15 protein-coding genes are annotated in these 21,984 nt (G+C 62.5%); 14 read left to right on the top strand and 1 reads right to left on the bottom strand.

All coding sequences use genetic code 11. The annotated features are described in order from the left end of the window. The first annotated feature begins 360 nt into the window (after positions 1-360). The 8 genes from H6678_13200 (at position 361) to H6678_13165 (ending at position 7,374) form a co-directional block, all read left to right on the top strand. Positions 361-1,092: a hypothetical protein gene (locus H6678_13200; protein ID MCB9474752.1), complete on the top strand. Its 732-nt coding sequence runs from the start codon at positions 361-363 to the stop codon at positions 1,090-1,092. Positions 1,093-1,166: 74 nt separating this feature from the next. Beyond that, positions 1,167-1,520 carry a hypothetical protein gene (locus H6678_13195; GenBank protein MCB9474751.1) on the top strand — a complete coding sequence of 118 codons (354 nt, stop codon included), beginning with the start codon at positions 1,167-1,169 and terminating at the stop codon, positions 1,518-1,520. 187 nt (positions 1,521-1,707) lie between these two features. Next, positions 1,708-2,451, top strand: a complete 744-nt coding sequence (locus H6678_13190; protein ID MCB9474750.1) for a hypothetical protein — start codon at positions 1,708-1,710, stop codon at positions 2,449-2,451. Next, positions 2,448-3,320, top strand: a complete 873-nt coding sequence (locus H6678_13185; protein MCB9474749.1) for a hypothetical protein — start codon at positions 2,448-2,450, stop codon at positions 3,318-3,320. Before H6678_13190 ends, H6678_13185 begins: the two co-directional genes overlap by 4 nt. Continuing rightward, a complete protein-coding gene (locus H6678_13180; protein ID MCB9474748.1) occupies positions 3,317-4,162 on the top strand; it encodes a hypothetical protein in 846 nt (281 codons plus the stop codon). Before H6678_13185 ends, H6678_13180 begins: the two co-directional genes overlap by 4 nt. A 34-nt stretch (positions 4,163-4,196) precedes the next feature. Next, entirely contained in the window at positions 4,197-5,006 is an 810-nt protein-coding gene (locus tag H6678_13175; protein MCB9474747.1) for a hypothetical protein, read from the top strand. Positions 5,007-5,148: 142 nt separating this feature from the next. Then, entirely contained in the window at positions 5,149-5,550 is a 402-nt protein-coding gene (gene mce, locus H6678_13170) for a methylmalonyl-CoA epimerase (protein ID MCB9474746.1), read from the top strand. A gap of 9 nt (positions 5,551-5,559) precedes the next feature. Then, entirely contained in the window at positions 5,560-7,374 is a 1,815-nt protein-coding gene (locus H6678_13165; protein ID MCB9474745.1) for an excinuclease ABC subunit C, read from the top strand. Between the two features lie 1,136 nt (positions 7,375-8,510). Here H6678_13165 and H6678_13160 read toward each other — a convergent pair. Further along, entirely contained in the window at positions 8,511-8,669 is a 159-nt protein-coding gene (locus H6678_13160; GenBank protein ID MCB9474744.1) for a hypothetical protein, read from the bottom strand. A 128-nt stretch (positions 8,670-8,797) separates the two neighbouring features. On the opposite strand from H6678_13160, the gene H6678_13155 reads away from it, so the two are divergent. The 6 genes from H6678_13155 (at position 8,798) to H6678_13130 (ending at position 21,965) form a co-directional block, all read left to right on the top strand. Then, a complete protein-coding gene (locus H6678_13155; protein ID MCB9474743.1) occupies positions 8,798-9,019 on the top strand; it encodes a T9SS type A sorting domain-containing protein in 222 nt (73 codons plus the stop codon). Positions 9,020-9,240: 221 nt separating this feature from the next. Next, a complete protein-coding gene (locus tag H6678_13150) occupies positions 9,241-11,469 on the top strand; it encodes a T9SS type A sorting domain-containing protein (protein ID MCB9474742.1) in 2,229 nt (742 codons plus the stop codon). 797 nt (positions 11,470-12,266) lie between these two features. Further along, positions 12,267-13,313 carry a homoserine dehydrogenase gene (locus H6678_13145; protein ID MCB9474741.1) on the top strand — a complete coding sequence of 349 codons (1,047 nt, stop codon included), beginning with the start codon at positions 12,267-12,269 and terminating at the stop codon, positions 13,311-13,313. A gap of 145 nt (positions 13,314-13,458) precedes the next feature. Next, a complete protein-coding gene (locus H6678_13140) occupies positions 13,459-14,595 on the top strand; it encodes a response regulator (GenBank protein ID MCB9474740.1) in 1,137 nt (378 codons plus the stop codon). 201 nt (positions 14,596-14,796) lie between these two features. Further along, on the top strand, positions 14,797-19,950 hold the full coding sequence (locus tag H6678_13135) for a right-handed parallel beta-helix repeat-containing protein (GenBank protein ID MCB9474739.1): 5,154 nt from the start codon (positions 14,797-14,799) through the stop codon (positions 19,948-19,950). Positions 19,951-19,970: 20 nt separating this feature from the next. Then, entirely contained in the window at positions 19,971-21,965 is a 1,995-nt protein-coding gene (locus H6678_13130; GenBank protein ID MCB9474738.1) for an Ig-like domain-containing protein, read from the top strand. Positions 21,966-21,984: the final 19 nt, after the last annotated feature.

Below are 21,984 nucleotides of genomic sequence, written 5' to 3'. Positions count from 1 at the left end.
GGGCCTGGCACTTGTCGACAGAAAGAATCGGCAGAACCGCCATCCTTACAAGAGATTGTTCGGGGAGGCGGAACATCCGTGTCAGCTTTGAACACAGTTATAGTATCGAGCCCTCGAGGCGAGGGCATGGATGGGCCAGCGTGATCATCGCTTTTGTTTGGGCAGGCGCCTGATGGTTGGAGCCGGCAGGGGTCTGGAACTCGTTCGTTTTGCCCTTGCGCAAGACCGGGGAAAGCCATAACTCGGCCTCTGCCGACTTTTCTGACAGTGAGGCCCCCCATGTCTGCCCTTCCATCCATTCCAGGCCGGACTCCCTGTGTTCCAGCCCGCCCGCCGATTCATGTCATCATCTGTCTGCTCATGCTGGCGAGTATTGTGGCCTGTTCCGACAGCGGCGATGGAGTCAGGAATCTGGCGCCCACGGCCCGCATCGATCTGCAACCGGCCTGCGGGTCCACTCTGGATGACTTCCAGTTCGACCCGAGCGCCTCCACGGATGATCAGTCGCCCGCCGAGAGTCTGCGGGTGCGACTGGATTGGGAAGGCGATGGCATCCCGGATACGGAGTGGCTGGGTCTTGGTGTGTTGTCACACCCCTACCGGGAGGGGAACTGGCTGCCCATCGTGGAAATCAGGGACGAAGAGGGCCTGGTCTCGGTGGCAACGGTTCCTGTACTGGTCCAGCCCGATCTTGGCTCGTTGTTGATCCTGCAGGACGATCCCATCGTGCTGGACCGCATCGTCGACCACTTTGGGGGAGTCTCCCTTTCCACCCTGATGGACCTGCCAATGCTGAATCTGGGAAGTGTGGACTATCGCGATCTCATCCTGGATGACCCGGTTCTCTTCGATCCGGAGGACGGATCGCTTTTGACCACGTTCTTCCTGAATGTGCACTGGGGGTCTGCGCCCTGGGATGGCTTCCTGCCCGGGCAGGGAATGCGCACACTGCATCTGGACCTGTTCGCGGATGGGTCCGGAGTGAGCCCTGAGCTTTGTGGACGGCATCTGGGGATCAGATTCGAGCTGCGGATGGCCGGCTGTGACCAGAGCCGGAGCCTGGATCTGTTGTGCCTGATTCGTTGCCCTTGATGGACGACCCGATGACTTGCCCCGAACATCTCCGGGGCTCTCGCCCGCCCAGGGTTGGCCAGGGCCATGCTTTCGTGACGCTGCTGGCTCTGCTCAGCGCCTGCTCGGACAACCCGGGTGTCGGTGACACGGCGAAGGTCGCGCCCAAGGCTCGTCTGGTCGTGATCCCGGAAGTGGGCACCAGTCGCACGCACATCAGTCTGGACCCGCAGACCAGCAACGACGTGGATGACCGGGGATCGACGCTCCAGTTCCGGCTGGATCTGGACAATCAGCCCTGGTCTCCGCTGGGCACGCTCCCGCCGACTCCCTGCGGGTGCGCATCGACTGGGAAAGTGTTGGCGGTGTCGACACCGGCTGCATCGACGTCTCGCAACCTGTCTGGATCGGCCTGGGCGGGAGCCTGTTGCCGTGGCTGCACAACCTGACCTGCGTCGCGGAACCTCACACCAATCCCGTTCGTTTTGCCCTTGCGCAAGACCGGGGAAAGCCATAACTCGGCATCTGCCGACTTTTATGACAGTGAGGCCCCCCATGTCTGCCCTTCCACCTCCTTCAGGCCGGACTCCTTGTGTTGCGGCTTGCCAACCGCTGCCTTGGTTTCTGGGTTTGCTCTTGCTGGCAAGTCTTGTGGCCTGTTCGGATCGCGGGACCGATGGCGCCATCAATCAGGCGCCCACGGTTCGTTTTGAGCTGCAGCCCACCTGCGGCAGCGATCTCGATCCGATCCAGTTCGACCCGAGAGCCTCCACCGACGACCAGTCACCGGCCGAAAGTCTGCGAGTGAGGCTGGACTGGGAAGGCGATGGCATCCCGGATACGGAGTGGTTGGAACTGGGCCCGTTGTCTCACCGCTATCCAGTGGGTGACTGGTGGCCTGCGGTGGAGATCCGGGATGAGGAAGGCATGATCTCCACGCTTTCCCGGCGTGTGCGCATCGAACCGGGCCTGGAGTCGCTGACCTTGCTCAACAGTGGTGGCAGCGTCCATGCATTCTTCGGACAGAATGGGTCCATGGGCTTCGAGGGACTTCTGCAGGTTCGCTTGGCCAATCTGACCCAGACCGACTACCAGAATCTGGAACTGGCACGAATCATAGCCTTCGACCCGGAAGCTGGAAACCCGCTGGACACACTGTTCTACGATGTCTACGACGGCATCGAATACTGGAATGGCGAGTTGCCGGCGATGACCGTCAAGAATCTGGAGCTGGATGCTTCGGGCAATGCCGGTCTGGATTCCACGTTCTGCGGACGGACCCTGGGGCTGCGCATATTGCTGAGAATGGCGGGATGTGGGCAGAGCCACTCCCTGGAGACAGGCTGTGCGGTAGAGTGTCTGGTGGAGGAAACACGATGACATACAGCACCCTGGCAAGGCGCACGTGGCAGGTCCGTCTTGGCCCTGAGGTCCGTTGCCTGATTCTGCTGACCCTGCTGAGCGCCTGCTCGGACAATCCGGGTGTCGGTGACACGACGAACGTCGCACCCGAGGCCCGCCTGCTCGTGATCCCGGAAGTGGGCACCAGTCGCACGCACTTCAGTCTGGACCCGCAGACCAGCAGCGACGTGGATGACCCGGGATCGACGCTCCAGTTCCGCCTGGATCTGGACAATGACGGTGTGCCGGACACGCCCTGGTCTCCGCTGGGCGCACTTGAACAGCGCTTCGCGCCGGGCATTCACGAGCTGGTGCTGGACGTGCGCGATCCTGAAGGACTCATCGGCAGCACACAGGTGACTCTCGAGGTATACCCACCTTTGGACTGGCTGAACCCCGCGACTTTCGAGATCGGTGCCAGTCTGGAGATCCAATGCACATCCCAACCTGGATCCGTGTGTGATGCATTCGCCATGGTGGAGTGCCGGATCAGCAACCAGACCAACTTCCATTGGTGGAATCTGAGCCTGGATCAGGTGGTGCTGCACGCTGTCCCGGGGGTGGATACTCTGTTCGTGTGGTCCGGGCTTGCCTGGCTCGGGGACTCGCTCTGGGACGGACAGATCATGCCACAGCAATCGCTCACGCTCTGGTTCGATCCCTACGCATACGGGATCGCAAGGGAGAGTCTGCCCTGCGACGGCATGCTGGCCATCGAGAGCCAACTGGCATCTCCGGCCGGCGAGGTCCTGCCACTCTCCGTTCAGGTATCCGTGCGCTGTCAGGAATTACCTGGCCCGTCTTGCAGGCAAGGGGAGTCGTTTCCGAAGATCGTGGAGAGAAGATGACAACAGCCCTGGGTGACAGGCGACCTGCCCGTGCGTGGTCCAATTCGATGCGCGGCGGTGCCGTGCTGCTGTGTGCAGTCTGCATGGCCTGCACGGGCGAGGAATCCCGGATGCTGGATTCCGGACTGGATCCGGAACCACTGGCCACGGCAGCACCCGCGGCGCGATTCTCATTCAGCCCCACGACGGGCACGAGCGGAACACTCTTCTGGATGGACCCCGGCGCAAGCCTGGACCCGGACACACCCGCCGACTCACTGCGCATGCGCGTCGACTGGGAAGGAGACGGCGGTTTCGACACCGGCTGGCTGCCGCTCCAGGCACTGAGTCACACCTACGCGCCCGGCAGTCCGCGGCCGCTGATCCAGGTGCGAGATCCAGAGGGCAACACGGGCGAAACCTTGCGCGATCTGCGGGTCGAAGTGCCCGTCGATCAACTGGAGATCACGGCGGATGTGCGGCTCACCGGTTTCATCGAGGCATCGACGCCTGACTGGATGGGCATGGACGGCAGCCTGCTGCTTACGCTGCACAACCCCACGCCCTGGCCGATTTCCGCTCTGAGTCTGGATTCGCTGAGCCTCGTGCTGCCCTCGGGCGAGCTGCGGGCCAGCGAGTTCCGGCTGGACGCGGTGCAGACCGCTCCCGGAACCTGGGAAGGCCAGCTGCATGCGGCCGAGAGCCTGCAACTGGAGTTCCAGTTGTCCTTCCTGTCCTCGTTCCCGGACACGCTGATCGATTGCGAGGCCCCGCAGCCCATGCGGCTCAGCTTCGGCATGGGGAGCATCGGCCAGCGGCGCACGCTGGACTGTGATGCGGCACTCCGCTGCTGGTATGAATGAGCAACGAGCTTTGGCCCTGTGAAAGGATCGGGAGATGAGATCCACCAGACGTCCGGCACACATGGCCAGCACCATCCTGATGCTGGGGGCATTGCTCGCGTGTGACGACATCCATGATGCCACCAGCGGTGGAGTACTGGTCAGCCAGCTTCGGATCTCGCCCGCCTGCGGTGTGCCCAGCACGGATTTCCAGCTGGAGTTGCTGGTCAGCGTGGAGGGGGGACCCTTCCCGGATCAGCTGGAAAGTCGTGTCGACTGGGAAGGGGACGGCGTCTTTGACACGGACTGGGAGTCGCGCCTGATCTGGGTGCGCAAGTATCTGCCGGGAACACATTCCCCTGTCGTGGTGCTGCGTGATCCACTGGGCCGAACTGGCCGACAGGTGGGCCAGCTGCTCGTGGAGGACCCGATTTCCATTCTGGAATGGAGTACCCGGATCGACGTCCAGGGATGGTCGGAGGGCGGCAGCAACCAGGTGGAAGTGTTGCTGGATCTGGAATTGAGCAATCAGTCACTCTCGGACGCCCGGCAGATCCGGGTGAGCGATGGCTGGTTGATTCCGGTCGGCACGCAGGACACGCTGATCCACTTTCCCGCGAGTGCATTCGTGCCCGTGGGCAGCGACTTCTTGCCACTTGACGACGCATGGGATGCTGTGCTGCAGGCCAATCAGGCGATTGAACTGAATTACTGGCTGCTGCACGATGACCTGCCCGCGGAGCGCTGGCCCTGCGGCCGCAACGCGTGGCTCTTCCTGCGCCTGACCATGGGCGAGTGCGGCCAGGAAATCCTGATCAGAACCCCCGCGGATCTGTTCCAGTGCAATTCCGACTCCTCCGACTGACCAAAGGAGTCGCGCGACGCATTCAGCCGGATGAGTGGCGCGCGCGTGATCCAGAATCCGCCTGATTTCATGACGTGGTCCTGCCACCACGCCCCGCACTTTCCTACCTTCGCGCCCTGTCACCCTGTCAACGGAGAGACTCATGAACAGCGAGAAGATCGCCCATATCGGGATTGCCGTCCAGAATCTGGACGAGAGCCAGCCCTTCTGGGAAGACGTGCTGGGCCTGCACTTCGAACCGCGCGAGCATGTCGAGGACCAGAAGGTGGTGGTGGCGATGGGCCACCTGGGCGAGAGCCACATCGAGCTGCTGGAACCCACGGGCCCCGAGAGCCCGGTAGCCGCTTTCCTTGAGAAGCGCGGCAGCGGCATCCACCATCTCTGCATCAAGGTGGATGACATCGAGGCCGCCCTGGCCCGGCTCAAGTCCCGCGGCATGCGCCTGATCGACGAACACTGGCGCCAGGGAGCCGGCGGCAAGAAGATCGCCTTCGTGCATCCCAAGAGCACCTCCGGCGTGCTGCTGGAACTCAGCGAAGGCTAGGGTTCCCTCGTGTTCCAGTTCGACCCCGGCAACCAGCCCGCGGCCCCCGGTGTCTACCTCTTCCGGGACGCGACGGGGCGTGTGCTCTACGTGGGCAAGGCGCGCGATCTGCGCACGCGCCTGCGCAGCTATGCCCGGGGAGGGGATGGGCGCACGCACATCCCGGTGATGCTGGGCAAGGCCGCCTCGGTCGAGACCATCGTCACCGACTCGGAAGTGGAAGCGCTGATCCTTGAGAACACGCTGATCAAGACCCACCGGCCACGCTACAACGTGGTCTACCGCGACGACAAGACATACCCCTACATCCGCATCACCAAGGAAGACTGGCCCCGGGTGTTCATCACGCGCACCGTGGTACGCGACGGCAGCCGCTATTTCGGCCCGTACACCGAAGTGGGCAGCCTGCGCGCCTTTCTGCGCAGCATGAAGGACCGGCTCAAGCTGCGCGACTGCGATCTGGCGATCACCGAGAAGAGCCGCGCCGAGGGCCGCCACAAGGTCTGCCTGGACTATCACATCGGCAAGTGCCTGGGCCCCTGCGCGGGCCACGATGACCAGCCGGACTACAATCGGCGTGTGGAGACGCTGGTCAGGATCCTCAAGGGTCAGGTCAGCGAGGTCCGCCGCGAGACCCAGGCCGAGATGGCCGCCGCCGCCAGCGCCCTGCGTTTCGAGGACGCCGCCGCCGCGCGTGATACGCTGCAGGTGCTGGAACGCTTCGATCAGGGTCAGAAGGTGGAGAAGGGCGGGGGCAGCGAGAATCTGGACCTGCTGGCCCTGGCCCGTGAGGACCGCGACGCCTGCATGGTGGTCTTCCGTGTCCGCGAAGGGCGTCTGAACGGGCGCTTTCATGCCCACCTGCGCTGCGAACTGGCCAGCCCGGATGAGGAACTGCTCGAGCGCTTTCTCTTCGGGTATTACGAAGAGTCACGCCAGATCCCGCCGCGCCTCTTGCTGCCTCTGGAGCCGGGCGACCCGGATCTGCTGAGTGGATTCCTGCAGGAGCTGCGCGGCCGCAGCACACGCCTCGAATGGCCCCAGCGCGGCGAGAAGGCCAGCCTGATGCGCATGGCCGAAGCCAACGCGCGTCACCTGCTGGCCGAACTGAAACTGGAACGCCTCAAGCGCGACCGTGTGCCCGAAACCCTTCAGGCCCTGGCCCGCGATCTGGACCTGCCCGGCCCACCCACGCGCATCGAAGGATTCGACATCAGCCACTTCGGTGGCGAGGGCACGGTGGCCTCGCTGGTGGTCTTCGAAGGCGGCAAACCGCTCAAGAAGGACTACCGGATCTTCAACATCCGTGAGACAGAGGGCATTGATGACTTCGCCTCGATGGAGGAAGTGGTGCGCCGCCGCTACACACGCGTGCTGGCCGAGCAGAAGCCCCTGCCCGATCTGGTGCTCATCGACGGCGGCAAGGGCCAGCTGGGCCGCGCGCACACCGTGCTTCAGGAACTGGGCCTGGCCAGTCTGCCCGTGATCGGTCTGGCCAAACGCTTCGAGGAAGTCTTCCTGCCCGGCGAGAGCCTGCCCCGCAACATTCCCAAGGTCAGCGCCTCCAACCGTCTGCTGCAGCACATCCGCAACGAAGCCCACCGTTTCGCCATAGGCCACAACCGTGCCCGCCTCAGTCGTGAGCGCAAGATGGACTTTCTGGAAGAGGTGCCCGGCCTGGGCCCCACCTTGCGCGACCGCCTGCTGGCTCATTTCGGCAGTCTGAAGAAGCTGCGCACCGCCAGCCTGGAAGACCTGTGTGCCGTCAGGGGCATCAGTGCCGCGAAGGCACAGGCGATTCTCGAGGTTGCTGCTCAGCAGTAGCAAGGTCACCTCCCCACCCGGTAGCCTCGGAAGTCGTTTGCCCTAGCTTCCAGCCAGGCCCGATGCAGCCCCACACATGTGAGCACGCCCTTTTACGTTCCGGCAAAATCCGGGGAATGTGGGCGTCGGCCGCACCGGAGTCTTCGAACCCTCAATCTTCCATCCTCTTCCACTGGCATCCTGTCACTGACTGGGGCTCGTGATTCCTTCCTCAGCCCGGGACCGCCTCCGGTGACCCATCGTTTTCCACCTTTCTTTGGACGGGTCCAAAGCAAGGTGGAGCCAAAGAAAGACCCTCTTCGCAGGCCCCGCGCCGCGCAAACTTGGCCCGCTTCGCGGTCCGGCGAGCAAGCGCGGCGGCCCACGTTCCCTGCTCGACCGTTCCGTCTCGATGGTTCCGCCACCGGCGTCACCGCTGCGGAAGAAGATTGATGTGAGGCGAGCCCCATGTCCTGTCACCCCCGTGTAGCGGGTCGCCCAGAATGGGGGCCCCGATTGGTTATACCGCGATTCTCGTTGTGTCAATCCTGCCGCTACACGTGTTCTTCCTCTATCGTCATCCTGTTGCTTGGCGGGGTTCCGTGATGACTCCTCGGCTCGGTTTCGGCCTCCCGTGATGCATCGTTTTCCACCTTTCTTTGGACGGGTCCAAAGCAAGGTGGAGCCAAAGAAAGACCCTCTTCGCAGGCCTCGCGCCGCGCTAACTTGGCCCGCGATGCGGTCCTTCGGGCCAAGCGCGGCGGCCCGCGTGAATGCCCGACCGTTCCGTCTCGATGGTTCCGCCACCGGCGTCACCGCTGCGGAAGGGGATGGATCAAAAGCACATCACTCAAACGAAACGTGTCACCCAGTGTGGCGCCCCCCCCCAAAAAAAACTTTATCCCCGCGAAAGCGGGGATCCCGAGCGATTGCACTGGCCAATCCAGGCGACGAATCCGCCCCCATCCCATCCCGCCTTTCGGCGGGCCTTCCCCCGCTGAGCGAGGGAAGGGGACTTTGGTGTAGCCTCGGCGCACAGGCGCCCACTGGCATTGGGTCACGGTCATCACGGCGGTCATTCCGACCATCGCCGTGACCGTCGTCCTGTGGGGCACCTTGTCGCCAGCCCTGTCCACCAAGCCGCATGGCAATTGGCCCTACAGGATGACGGTCGCTCCGACCGCCACCCTGTCCGCCACCTTGACCACCCCCTTGACCGCGGTTCTGACCGCCACTTCGTCCGTCACCACGGCGGTCACAACGGCGGTCATGCTGACGGTCATCGCCTCGGTCACGGGGATGACCGCAGCGATCATCACCTTTTCTGACCTTTTCCGGACTTGACGAAGGTCCTGAGAGCGGTGACTCATCAACTCAAGGCAGTTTCGCAGAGCAACCCTACTCCAAGAGGCTGGGATCTGCTTATCCCAATCCATTCAACCCAGTGACACGTGTACCGATTACTCTCCGCGGTGATGATCGTGTGTTAGCCGAGCTGTACAATTTGCGAGGTGCTCGGGTACGTATTATCTGGGACGGGGAGTTACCTGCTGGAAACCATGAGCTGATTGTAAATGATACTGATCTCGCAACCGGGGTTTACTTTATTCGAGTGGTGGCAGGAATCGGGGCGCCGCAAACAGCAAAGATGGTGGTCATGAAGTGAGTCGATACTTCTCTGGTACGTTGCTGATTCAGGCCGCCATTTTGGGCGGCCTATCCTACATAGCGCATGCCGCCCGCCTTAGGGTCCCTGATCAATTCCAGGATCTGCAAGCGGCTCTGAATGGATGCGGTGTAGGTGACACAGTGCTGGTGTCACCTGGAACGTATAACGGACAGTTTGTGCTGCCAGCCCGTACCATGACTCTGATGTCGGAGTTTGAGTTGAGCGGCGACAGTCTGGACTGGTTGGAATGCAGATTGAATGGCGACCGGGGAGGATGTGTGTTGACTACATCGACCTCTACAGGTGACAGTGTGACAATATCTGGATTTGTGATTGAAAATGGATATGGCGAGTATCAGATTCAAAGCAACTCTGGTGGATTAACCATTCGGGACGGTATCCATCTGAATGTGCGCCATCTGGTATTCCAGAACAATGAGCAAAGCCCAGGATTGTCACGCGGGAGATCAATATTCGGATCTTCATCATCAAGCTCTGCGCGGCTTCAGGACATTAGGATCCAGAGTGATTCCCTCACGAATGGACTCGAGCAAGTGGCATTATGGATGGGGAGGGGGCTTGAAATCGATAGACTGTGGATTGACGGAACACACGATCAAGGGCGTGCAGCACACCTCGATGGAGATCCACTTCGAGTGCGCCACATGCAGGTGCGCGGCTATAGCGATGTGCCACAGTTTTGGGTGAAGTTTGGGTCGGATGGAATAATGGACTTGGATGATGTATTGATCAGGGACAACTCGGCGACGGGAGATTTTCAAGTATTTGCAGGTCCACGTTTTCGTGCCCCATCTGTAAGGGGCTTTGTGTTCGAAGGTAATCAGCACCTTGCACCTTGTGGAGGATCCCCACTCGAAGCCATGCTCTGGTTTCTGGGGGATTCGTTGAAAGTGGACAACTTGATTGTACGCAATAATTACGAACATTGTCAGCATGTGTTGGGACTGAGAAGTGAGGAGTCCACCGGTCTGGTGCGTCATCTGGTCTACGAGGGCAACAGGGTTGGGAATGGCGTCTGGCCAGAAGACGAAGGCCCCATTGCGTATCGGGGGCAGCATATCACAATGTTGGATGTCAGTCTAGACAGTTGTCGCTTTGGCGGCAACATCACCGAGTTGGCACACGATCCGCAACATCCAGAACGGGCCGTTGCTATATTCGGCGCTTTGATTGACTTGTATCAGCAGCGTGACCTGGACAGTCTGACCATCAACCAGTGTGAGTTTCAAGAAAACCTGCTCATCGACCCTGATGATTATTCGATCCACACACGCGCGGCCAACGATGGACGCTGCCTGTATGTGAGACAGTATGGGGGGGTAGGTCTTCGTGTCAGCAAGTGCCTCTTCGAGAGCAACGCCCAACCGAATCACTGTCCTGAGTCCGGCTTGAGCAGCCTCGGTTCAGTATTCTACCTGTACGAGTACAACGATGGCCAGACCGGAAATCTTCTAGAGAATCTTGTCTTCCGTGACAATGACGACGGAACTTTGACGACGACTTATGACAGCCGTGGTGTGATGCGCAACATCCAGCTTTATCAAAACCGTCGCCGAGGAGTGTTTGCGGGTGCCCTTTCGTGGGTGATGGAGAACATACTGGTCGATGGGCAACAAGCGGAGGATTTGGCCACGCCCATTTCTGCGAGTTGGCAAGCCGCCTTGAGCATGAACTGTTTCGATTCCGGTGAAATGCGCAATTGCACGGTGGTGAACAGCGATGTCCCCTTTATCGTCAAGCCGTCCTATGGAGACTACTCACAGACCGTGATCCGGAATCTGGCTGTGTCGAACTGCCAGTTCATTGAGCTGGAGCACGAACAGTCCGATCCCGGGCAGCAGGTCTGGGCTCAGTGGGAGTACTGTTATCTGCCTGTAGTGCCACACACGATGGGCCCTGGCATCGTGGTAGACTCGGCCTGGCCTTTCGACCCGGACATCGAAGGCGGATTTCTGCCCGCACTGAACGGCTCACTGGTCGACGGAGGAGACCCCGACACAACCTACGACGACATCGAAGACCCCGAGAACCCCGGCTTCGCCCTATGGCCCAGCCAGGGCAACCTGCGCAACGACATCGGCTACACCGGAGGACCGCATGCGGGCACCCTGGAGCATCTGGTGGCCGTGCGCTCCCCGCGCAAGGCGCTTGTGACGCAACCGTCCACCTTCGTGCTGCACCCGGCCCACCCCAATCCCTTCAACCCCGTGACCACTCTGGGCTATGTCCTCAACCGCCCGCTGCAGGTTGAACTGTCCGTGTACAACGTGCTGGGGCAGAAGGTGCGGACACTCGTTTCCGGACTGGAGAGCGCGGGCGAGCATCATGTGCAATGGGATGCCGGTGATTTGGCCAGCGGAGTCTACATCGTGAAGCTGTCTGCAGGCGGGGAATCGCGGACGCAGAAGATCCTGCTGCTGAAATAGGACGCCCCGAAGGGGCATTGTTTCCTCAGCCCAAAGCGACGCTTTGGGATGTGTCGCCCCGTCAATCCACACACCATCGCCTGCCATGTCATACATCCAGCCCCCATCCCACCTGCCTTCGGCAGGCCTTCCCCCGCTGCGCGAGGGAAGGGATTCTGGCTTCGCCTCGCCAGGCAATTGTCTACTGCCAGGCCCCGAACTGGGCATCACACATCCATGACCCGTGGGGAATCCACGGGCTGGCGCGATGAGCTGGCCGAATAACTATCCACCCCGAGACTCCGTCGATTTCCCCAAGATTCAATCCCCCTTCCAAAGCGGTGACGCCGGTGGCGGAACCATCGAGACGGAACGGTCGGGCATTCACGTGGGCCGCCGCGCTTGATCGCCGGACCGCATCGCGGGCCAAGTTTGCGCGGCGCGGGGCCTGCGAAGAGGGTCTTTCTTTGGCTCCACCTTTCTTTGGACCCGTCCAAAGAAAGGTGGAAAACGATGCGTCACGGGAGGCCGTCCCGGGCCAAGGAGGACATCACGGAATCGAGTCTGTGACAGGATACCAGAGAAAGGGGAAGATTGAGTGTTCGAGCACTCCGGAGCGGCCGATGCCCACAGTCCCCGTTCCGGGCGACCCGGATTTCGCCGGAAAGTCAGATGACAGGATCACGTGTGTGGGGGGGCTTCTTCCGGGGCGACGTTTCTGCGGGTCGGCTTCAGGCGGTTGTTGGTACCTTTGGGGCGTTGCCAACGGGGCCGCGGAACGCGGCGGGAAACACTCAAGGAAAACGGGGGCGAAGCCCATGCTGCGACTGATGCTGTTCGGACTGGGGACCGTGGGCCAGGGGCTGATCACACTGCTGCAGCGCCAGAAGCTGCGCGAAAGCATGCCCGGAGCGGCGCGCTTCCGGGTGGTGGGCGTGCAGACCGGTGCGCGGGGCAGTCTGTATCACCCCCAGGGGCTCAATCTGGATGCGCTGGCCGAGTTGGGTCGCGAGCGGTCGCTGGCCGAGTATCCCGAGGGGCTGGGTCTGCGTCGTGATCTGGACCCCTTCGAACTCTGCAGCATCCTGCCCGCGGACATCCACGTGGAGATGGGACCGGGCAACCTGCTGGACGGCCAGCCTGCTCTCGACCGTTGCCGCCTGGCGCTCAAGGCCAGTCGCCATCTGGTGCTGGCCGACAAGGCGCCCGCGCTCTTCGGCTGGAACGAACTGGAAGATCTGGCGGTCAGCCGGGGTCGCCTGCTGCGCGCCGAGGCTACCGTGTTCTCCGGGACACCCGTGCTCAGTCTGCTGCGTGAGGGGCTGGCGGGACAGGACGTGCCCGGGCTGCGCGGAATTCTCAACGGCACCACCAATTATCTGCTGGCTGAGCTGGAGGCGGGAGTGCCCTGGGAGAAGGCTCTGGAAGCCGCCCGGGAACTGGGCTACCTCGAAGCCGATCCCCGCGCCGATGTGGAAGGCTGGGATGCGCGCAGCAAGGTCATGATCCTGGCGCGCGTGATCCACGGCCAGGAGCTCCCGGCCAGTGCGGTCAGGACCTCGGGCATTGTGGGGGTCACTGCCGAGAAGCTGCTGGCGGCCCGCGAGAAGGGCGGGGCCCTGAAGCTGATTGCCCGGCTGAACAAGGTGGGTGACAGCCTGGAGGCCAGCGTCGGACTCGAGGAACTGGCGCCCGGCGACCTGCTGGCCTCGGTCAACGGCAACGAGAACGCTCTGGAACTGACGACCCAGCCGCTGGGGCGCGTCCTGTTGCGTGGTCCGGGAGCCGGAGCGGCCCAGACAGCTTCGGGCATTCTGGCCGATCTGCTCAACATCGCGCGATTCTGTGGCGAGATGCGTCACTGAGGACTGGTCAAACCTGGCAGTACGGGAAATTCCGTTGGAGATGGTCAATTCGGGGATGGGCGCTCCGATAAAATGTCGACGGCCGCTCGACCCGAGTCACGGCAGGCCCAGGGCATTTCCGGAACTTTCCAGGCGCCAGGAGACCATGCTGCACGAAACGGACTTTCCGGGATCCCCGCGCATCCTGATCGTGGACGATGAGCCTGCTGTGCTGCGTCTCGTACAGGAGCTGATGGAATCCTTCGGCTGCCTTGTCGAGACGGCCACCACCGGGCGCGAGGCGCTGGCCCGCATGGACCAGCCTTTCGATCTGGTCCTGCTGGATGTCATGCTGCCCGGCATGGATGGCTTCGAGGTGGTGCGCCAGATCCGCAAGCAGCGCGACTACAACGAGCTGCCGATCGTGATGGTCACCTCGATGGCCAGCCGCGAAGACCGCCTGCATGCCATCCAGGCAGGCGCCAACGACTTCATCAACAAGCCGGTTGACATCACGGAACTGCGCGTGCGCACACGTACCCAGCTGCGCATGAAGGCCGCCCAGGACTCGCTGCGTCAGCACAAGGACGAGCTGGAGATGAAGGTCCAGCTGCGCACGGCCGAACTGGAACTGGCCAATCGCGAAACCTGGCATGCCCACATCGACACCATCAAACGCCTGGTGCTGGCCGCCGAATTCAAGGACGAGGACACGGCCCAGCACATCGAGCGGATGAGCCGGTACAGTGAGTTGCTTGCACGTGCCATGGGGTGCCCGGCTGCCGAAGTCGACACGCTGCGCGTGGCCAGCCCGATGCACGACGTGGGCAAGATCGGCATCCCCGATTCCGTCCTGCTGAAGCCGGGCAAGCTGACCGAGAACGAGTTCCTGATCATGAAGCAGCACACCCTGCTGGGAGCACGGATTCTCGAGGGCTCGCCCTCGACGCTGCTTCAGGCAGGCCGGGTGATCGCCCTCAGCCACCATGAGAAATGGGACGGCAGTGGCTATCCCAGCGGACTGGCCGGAGAAGATATTCCCCTCTGGGGCCGGATCTGTGCGGTGGCCGATGTGTTCGACGCCCTGACTTCCGAGCGTCCCTACAAACGGGCCTTCTCGGTGGAGAAGGCCGTGGGCATTCTGCGTGAAGGCCGGGCGCGCCACTTTGACCCGCGCGTGCTGGACTGCTTCCTGGACCACCTGGGTGAAATCCTGGCAATCAAGGATGCCTGTACCGACCCTGATTCCGAAAGCGGTGGCGCCTATGCCTATCTCAAGGACACCGCCCTCGACCGCCGCTGACCCCGTCTTCGATTCTCCCTTCCGTCCAGTTCTCCATACCGCATCATCGGTGAAGTCAGCGCGAACGCCTGGCCCAGCTTTCTGCCTAAGTTGTCAAAGGTGTCCGGTATCACATCGTGACTGCCCCCTCAAGTGAATCTTTGGGCCGTTCCTGCGGGAACCACATGCAGCAATCCCAGCATCGCCATAAAGGAGTTCGACATGCGCAGACCCTTGTTCATCCTGTGCCTGATGGCCCTGAGCCGGGTGGCCCTGGCTGATTCCGTGCCCACAACCGTGGCCAGCGACCTGACGCTGGACGTGGCCGGATCACCCTGGCACATCACGGGCAACACCCAGATCACGTCCGGACACACCCTGACGATCGACCCCGGCGTCGAGCTGATCGTTGACGGCAACTACTATCTGCTCGTGGATGGCTGCATCCAGGCGGCCGGAACCGCCGTGGACCCGATCACCATCGATGGAACCGGTGGAGCGGGAAGCTGGCGTGAAATCCAGTTCCGCAGTTCGGGGCTCTCCAGCTCGCTGGCCCATGTCAGCATCCGCAACGGCGGCTCCCTGAGCAGCGTGGCCCAGGTGGCCGTCACCGGGCACACACTGACCATGGACCATTGCACCATCTCCGATTCCGCCTGGGACGGCATCAGCGTCAGCACGGGTGGCAACCTCAGCATGAACACCTGCAGCGTGGAGAACACGCGCTACCCACTCTCGCTGAACACCTCGGCCATGACTCTGAACCTGACCGGCACCAACGGTCTGGTGAACAACGATTATCCCCAGATCTACTGCAACTTCGGCATCCTGTCCCAGGACATCCAGCTGGACAGCAACACCGACGTGGCCTATCATTTCGCCAGCTCCGTGACCATCCCGGTGGGACGCACGCTCAGCCTGGCCGCGGGCACCGTGCTCAAGATGGCCATCTCTTCCTATCTCTATGTACACGGCAGTTTCGCCTGCAACGGCACGGCCCTGCAGAACAACTGGATCACCAGCATCCGCGACGACAATGTGCTGGGTGATACCAACGGCGACGGCCCCGCCAGCTCGCCCGCGGCCGCCAACTGGCAGCGCATCTACTATTACGGTGACTCCAACGATGCCGGTTGCACCATGGAATACACCACCGTGCGTTTCGGCACCTCGGCGATCTACACCGAGAACGCCGGCCCCAGTTTCGACAACTGTCTGTTCAGCAACAGCACCTATCCGCTGCACATGACCGGGGTCTCGACGCCCAACATCACCAACTGCAACTTCGCGGTGGCCACCAACACCCCGATCTACATGAGCCTGAGCTCGCTGCCCGTGATGAGTGGCAACGATTTCAGCACCTCGAACAATGGCTATGACGCCATCGGGATCATTCCCGAGACCCTCAGTTCCAATGGGTTCCTGCCCGTGCGCAATTTCACCAGTGTGCCCAATGTGACCTACGTGGTGGCCGGCAACATCACCGTGCCCAGCGGCCTCGCGCTGACCGTGGATCCCGGGGTGGTGGTCAAGTTCACCAGCGCCAGTTATGGCCTCTCGATCAACAGCGGCACTCTCAACATCAATGGCACGCTGGCCCAGCCGGTGACCTTCACCAGCGTCAAGGACGACAACTGGGGCAACCCGGCGGACACCAACAACGACGGCAGCATCACCTCGCCCGCAGCCGGAGACTGGCGCGGGATCGCGTATACAAGCTCGACCGGCGGGCTGGACCATCTCAACATCCGCTACGCCGGAGGGTACTGGCACACGAATCTGGACGGCATGTACCGCTGGGCGGCCGTGGGCCTCTTCGACAGCTCGCCCACGATTGCCGACTGTGATTTCTTTGACAACAACGACCATGGCCTGATGATCTTCGGCAACAGCAACCCGGTGGTGAGCGACTGCACCTTCAGCAACCACGACCGTTCGCCGATCACCATGTCGGTGGCGGCCACGCCCACCTTCAGCAACATCGTATACAGCAACAATGCCTGGACCAGTCTGGGAATCCTGGGCGAGTATCTGGGCACCAGCTGCACCCTGTTCCAGCGCAGCCTGGCCGGTTACGGCAACATCACCTATCTGCTGGAAGATGACCTGCGCATCGACAGCGGCACCCACCTGATCATTGATCCGGGCGTGGTGCTCAAGGTGCGCGCCGCCGGTGTGGACATTCTGGTGGACGGCAGCCTGGAAGCGGTAGGCACGCTCACCGACCCGGTGGTGATCACCTCGCTCAAGGACGACAACCACGGTGATCCGGCCGACACCAACAACGACGGCAGCGCCACCAGCCCGAGCTATTCCAACTGGGGCAGCATCGACTTCCGGGCCACCGCCGATGACCCCAACTGCCACATCTCCAATGCGCTGATCTCCTACGGTGGCACCAGCAGCGACGGCGCGATCCGCTGCGAGAACTCGGCGCCGACCATCGACAACAGCATTCTCACGGCAAACTATTTCGGAGTCTCGATCCGCGGCACCAGTGCCCCCACGATCAGCGACTGCACCATCCAGAGCAGTCAGAGCACACCGATCTACATGGCCGTGACCTCCAATCCGGTGATTTCCTTCAACAACACCTTCGTCAACAATGGCTACTTCGCTCTGGGCATCATCAGCGAGCCTCTGACCGTGACCGCCACCCTGCCCCAGCGCAACGTGGCGGGAGTGAACAACTTCACCTACCTCTTCCTGACCACCTTCATCATCCAGGAAAGTGGCCACCTGATCATGGACGAAGGCGTGGTGGCCAAATTCCTGACCTATGGCAACATCAGCGTGCTGGGTGACCTGAGCATGCTCGGTCAGGTCAACAACCGGGTGGTGCTGACCTCGGTGCTGGACGATGCGGTGGGTGGCGACACCAACGAAGACGGCAGCGGCACCTCGCCCAGCGTCGCCAACTGGGGCTGGATCACATTCCAGGAGTCCTCGGGCAACAACAGCGTGCTGGAGCACGCGGTGGTCCGCTATGGAGGCTGGGCGGGCCAGTACTACGGTCTGATCCGCTGCCTTTCGGCCTCGCCGGAAGTCCGCAACTGCGAAATCACCAACGGGCGCTGGGGTCTGGACATCATCGGCGCCGCGGCACCGATCGTGGAAGACAACACCTTCGTCAACATGGATGTCTGCCCGGTACGCATGTCCCTGGTGTCCACTCCTTCCTTCAGCGGCAACCAGTTCTTCAACGTGGAAGTCCAGGCGGTCGAGATCTATCCCGAGGCGCTCGCGGTCAACACCGTGCTGCAGCCCATGGACTTTGGTGGCTACACCAACATCACGCGTTACCTCTCCGGGACGCTGACTGTCAATTCCACCACCCACCTGGACATCGATCCGGGCGTGGTGATCAAGTGCGCCAGCGCAACGGTGCTGGTCAACGGCAGCCTGGCAATGGACGGCGTGACCTTGGTCGGACTGGCCGATGACACGGTGGGCAACCCGCTGGACACCCAGGACAACGGTCTGGCCACCACGCCCCTGTACACCAACTGGAATGGGGTGCAGTTCGCCGACATCAGCGTGGACGCCAACTGCCTGATCGAGAACAGCGAGTTCCGCCATGCCTATTCCGGCGTCAAGTGCACCAGTGCCTCGCCCACCATCAACAACAGCCTCTTCGACAATTGCCAGCACGGAGTGTTCTTCGACGGCAACAGCCAGCCAGTGATGAACACGGTCACCATTGACAATTCCCAGTACAGCCCCGTGTACCAGTCGCTGGTGAGCAACGTGGACTACTCGTCCACCGTCTTCGGCTATGGCAATGGGTACCAGGGCATCGGCATCAAGGGCGAGACCCTGGCCCAGAACATCTCGATGGTGCAGAAGTCCAGCGACGGCATCGCCAACCTGGTCTACGTGCTGGAAGACAACCTGACCGTGGGCAGCAGCGCCGAACTCTCGATCGCGCCGGGCATCGTGATCAAGGGCGTCAACGGTCGCTCGATTCTGGTGCACAAGGGCATCAATGCCATTGGCGGATCCGACCCCGACCAGCAGATCATCTTCACCCACATCGCGGATGACTACTACGGAGGCGACACCAACACCGACGGCAACGCCACCTCGCCCTCGCGCCAGAACAACGCGATCTACGTGGACAGCGATTCCTGGGACGCGCTCTGCAACTTCGACTGGTGCATGTTCCGCTATTGGGGCTATGGCAACACCTACGGCGCCATCGACGCCAACAGCGCCAGCCCCAGCATCACCAACTGCTCCTTCACCGACGGCAACATCGGCGTGTCCTGCCGCGGTGCCAGCAACCCGGTGATCAGCGGCTGCGACTTCATCAACAACCTGTACTACGGGGTGAAGAACACCAACACCTCGATCACCGTGGTGGCCGAGAACAACTGGTGGGGCGACAGCAGCGGACCGCTGGACGCCAGCGATGACACCGGCAACGGTGGCTTCTACAATCCCGGCGGACTGGGCGACGTCGTCTCCGACTATGTGGACTACGAGCCCTGGACCACCGTACTGCAGTTGCCCCGCCTGGGTGACGTGAGCCTGAACGGCGAGATCCATGCCTACGACGCCAGTCTGGTGCTGAGCCATCTGGTGGGTGGCATCGTCCTGACCCCGCTGCAGCTGGCGGTGGCCGATGTGACCGGTGACGGTGTGGTGGACGCGGTGGACCCGGCCTACATCCTGCAGTATGTGGTGGGCAGCCTCACCACCTTCCCCGGCGAGCTCTCGGCCACCCCGGAAGAGCCCTTCGATCCGGACACCGAACTGGATGCCCAGGCCCGTCCCGAAGGCGATGGCTGGGTGCTGGAGCTGCAGCTGACGGGAGAGAACACGCTCAAGGGATTCGAAGCTCACTGGAGCATTGACGACACGGCGCTGGAGATCGTGGACGTGAGCTGCAGCCAGCCCGGTGTGACCCTGCGCTGGCACAGCGAAGCGGGCGAGCTGCGCGTGGCCCTGGCCACCCTGAGTCCGCTGGAAGAGGCCCTGCAGCTGCAGGTGCACGTCCTGGGTGCCCAGCCCGTCGAGTCGCTGCTGGAACTGGAAGGTGCCTGGGTCAACGGTCATACCCTGGGAGCGAGCACGGAGGTGGCCAGCGAGCTGCCCGCCAGCTTCAAGCTGTATCCCAACTGGCCCAACCCCTTCAACCCGGCCACTCATATCGCCTTTGACCTGCCCCAGGCCCAGAACCTGAGCCTGACGGTGTACAACATCGCCGGTCAGCGTGTGCGCTCGCTGCACCAGGGGCCGCTGCCCGCCGGGCACCACGAACTGCGCTGGGACGGAACCAACCAGGCCGGTCTGGGAGTGGCGTCGGGCGTGTACATCCTGAGTCTTGAGTCAGCCACGGTCCACGGGACCCTGCGCATGACCCTGCTCAAATGACAAGCCAGGGAGAACGACTCATGCGAACCCTGCTCGGCCTGCTGCTGGTCCTGCCCCTTGTGGGCAGGGCCGCCAGCCTGACCATAGAAGACCAGACCTTCGCGGTGCCCACCGGCACGGAAGTGCTGATCCCGATTCTCGCCAGCATTCCGGTGACGGACGCCGCTCTGGCGCTGGAACTGGAGCTGGCTCTGCCCGGCAACTGGACCGCCCTGGGTGTCGACCCGGTCAGTGGCATGCTGAACCAGCAAGGCGCGGACCTGAGCGTGTCCACGAATGGCAATCTGCTGCAACTGGCAGCGTCCTCGAGCAACGTGCTCAGCGGAACCGGTGTTCTGGTGGAAGTGCGTGCGCTGATCTCGGGCACTGGCTGGTCCAGCATGTCCAACGTGATCATCAACGAGGGCGGACCCTCGGTCGGACTGGATCAGGGGTACCTGACCCATTCGCCACCCCCGGTGCTGACCCTGCAACCCAACGTAGTGCAGAACCTGCTGATTGGGGACACGGTGCCCTACACCTGCGTGGCCGCCGTGCCACCTCTGGTCTGGAGCAGCCTCAATCCTGGCGTTGGCAGCGTGGATGCCGGCGGGGTGTTCACTGCGGGCGGCCAGGGCCAGACCCGGGTCCTGCTGGATGATGGTGCCGGATCACACGGCCAGAGCCAGCTGATCACGGTCTACAGTCATGGGATCTCGGTGGTCGATCTGACGGGCACCGCGGGCAGCGACCTTGAATTGCAGCTGATGCTCGACAATCCCGACTCCCGCGGTTTCAACAGTCTGCAGTGCACCGTGAATCTGGGCTCGAACCGGCTGAGTCTGCTGGGTGTGGAGACGGCGGGCACCCTCTGCGAGAACTGGGCGGGCCTGCAGGCCGTGCAGAATGGCAACCTGATCACCGTGGTCGGAGCCGATGCCAGCGTGCTCAATGGCGAGGGGACGCTGCTGATTCTGCGACTTCACAGCACCCCGGGCAGCTCGCTCTTCAACGCCGTGACCCTGGACCAGGCCAGCCTGGACGAGAACAACAGCGTGCTGCGCAGCAATGGCACCGTGAATCTGGCGGCCACCGGCACGTACACGCTGGGACCTCTGAGTCCCACCTTGAAGCGCGGAGAATCGCAGACCGTGAGCGTGACGGGTACCCCCAACGGCGCGATCAGCTGGAGCAGCAGCGACCCGCTGGTGGGCATCGTGGATGCCGGTGGTGTGTTTCACGCGCTCAGCGGAGGGCAGACCAGGATCTCCGGCATTGACGAGCTGGGGCAGACCGCCGAGACCGGTTTCTGGCAGGTGGTGGATCTGGATCTCCGGCTGGGCACGTCCGTGGAAGTGGCCCAGGGCGGCAGCGCGCTGGTGCCCCTGCACTGCGACAGCCTGGTGGGCCTGAGCGTGCAGTCCTTCGAGTGCGCCCTGAGCTGGACCGCCGGAGTGCTGAACATCACGGGCGTGGTCACCGAGAACAGTCTCTGCGAGAATCTGGGCGACACGGCCTTCTTCGGGGACTCGCTGAGTGCGGCCTTCTCGGTCTCGGGCCAGATTCCCGACACGGCGGGCCTGCCCCTGATCTGGTTCGTCTGCGAACTGGACCCCGAAGCGATTCCCGGCCAGACCCTGAGTCTGCAACTGAGTGAGGCGCTGTTCGACGAGGGCTATCCCGTGGTGCGCCGCAGCAACGGAAGTGTGCTGGTGATGGCCGGCACGGGTGTGGAGGAGCCCCCGGTCACCACTCCCGGTGGGTTGGAGCTGCTGCCCAACTGGCCCAACCCCTTCAATCCCGAGACCCGGATCGCGTTCCGCACCGCCGCGGCCGGTCATGTGAGTCTGGCCGTGTACGACCTGCAGGGACGCAGGACGGTCCAGTTGCTCGACAGCGCACAGCCAGCTGGCATGCACTCGCTGGTCTGGAACGGACGGACTGCCGGCGGGGCGCCCGCGGCCAGCGGCAGTTACCTGCTGCTTCTGGAGCACGAAGGCCGCAGCCTCTCCCGGAGAATCACCCTGCTTCGCTAGCACACGGGAGTCCGGGGGG

The organism is Candidatus Delongbacteria bacterium (genome assembly GCA_020634015.1).
Taxonomy (GTDB): domain Bacteria; phylum CAIWAD01; class CAIWAD01; order CAIWAD01; family CAIWAD01; genus JACKCN01.
The sequence above is the reverse complement of the archived record's forward strand: the minus strand, read 5'-3'. Positions and strand labels throughout refer to the sequence as shown.

What these genes read in the sequence shown, in the direction of transcription:
- mce (MCB9474746.1), top strand. Translation starts at nt 5,149, where the DNA reads ATGAACAGCGAGAAGATCGCCCATATCGGGATTGCCGTCCAGAATCTG.
- H6678_13175 (MCB9474747.1), top strand. Translation starts at nt 4,197, where the DNA reads ATGAGATCCACCAGACGTCCGGCACACATGGCCAGCACCATCCTGATG.
- H6678_13185 (MCB9474749.1), top strand. Translation starts at nt 2,448, where the DNA reads ATGACATACAGCACCCTGGCAAGGCGCACGTGGCAGGTCCGTCTTGGC.
- H6678_13160 (MCB9474744.1), bottom strand. Translation starts at nt 8,669, where the DNA reads ATGATCGCTGCGGTCATCCCCGTGACCGAGGCGATGACCGTCAGCATG.
- H6678_13140 (MCB9474740.1), top strand. Translation starts at nt 13,459, where the DNA reads ATGCTGCACGAAACGGACTTTCCGGGATCCCCGCGCATCCTGATCGTG.
- H6678_13135 (MCB9474739.1), top strand. Translation starts at nt 14,797, where the DNA reads ATGCGCAGACCCTTGTTCATCCTGTGCCTGATGGCCCTGAGCCGGGTG.
- H6678_13200 (MCB9474752.1), top strand. Translation starts at nt 361, where the DNA reads ATGCTGGCGAGTATTGTGGCCTGTTCCGACAGCGGCGATGGAGTCAGG.
- H6678_13180 (MCB9474748.1), top strand. Translation starts at nt 3,317, where the DNA reads ATGACAACAGCCCTGGGTGACAGGCGACCTGCCCGTGCGTGGTCCAAT.
- H6678_13130 (MCB9474738.1), top strand. Translation starts at nt 19,971, where the DNA reads ATGCGAACCCTGCTCGGCCTGCTGCTGGTCCTGCCCCTTGTGGGCAGG.
- H6678_13145 (MCB9474741.1), top strand. Translation starts at nt 12,267, where the DNA reads ATGCTGCGACTGATGCTGTTCGGACTGGGGACCGTGGGCCAGGGGCTG.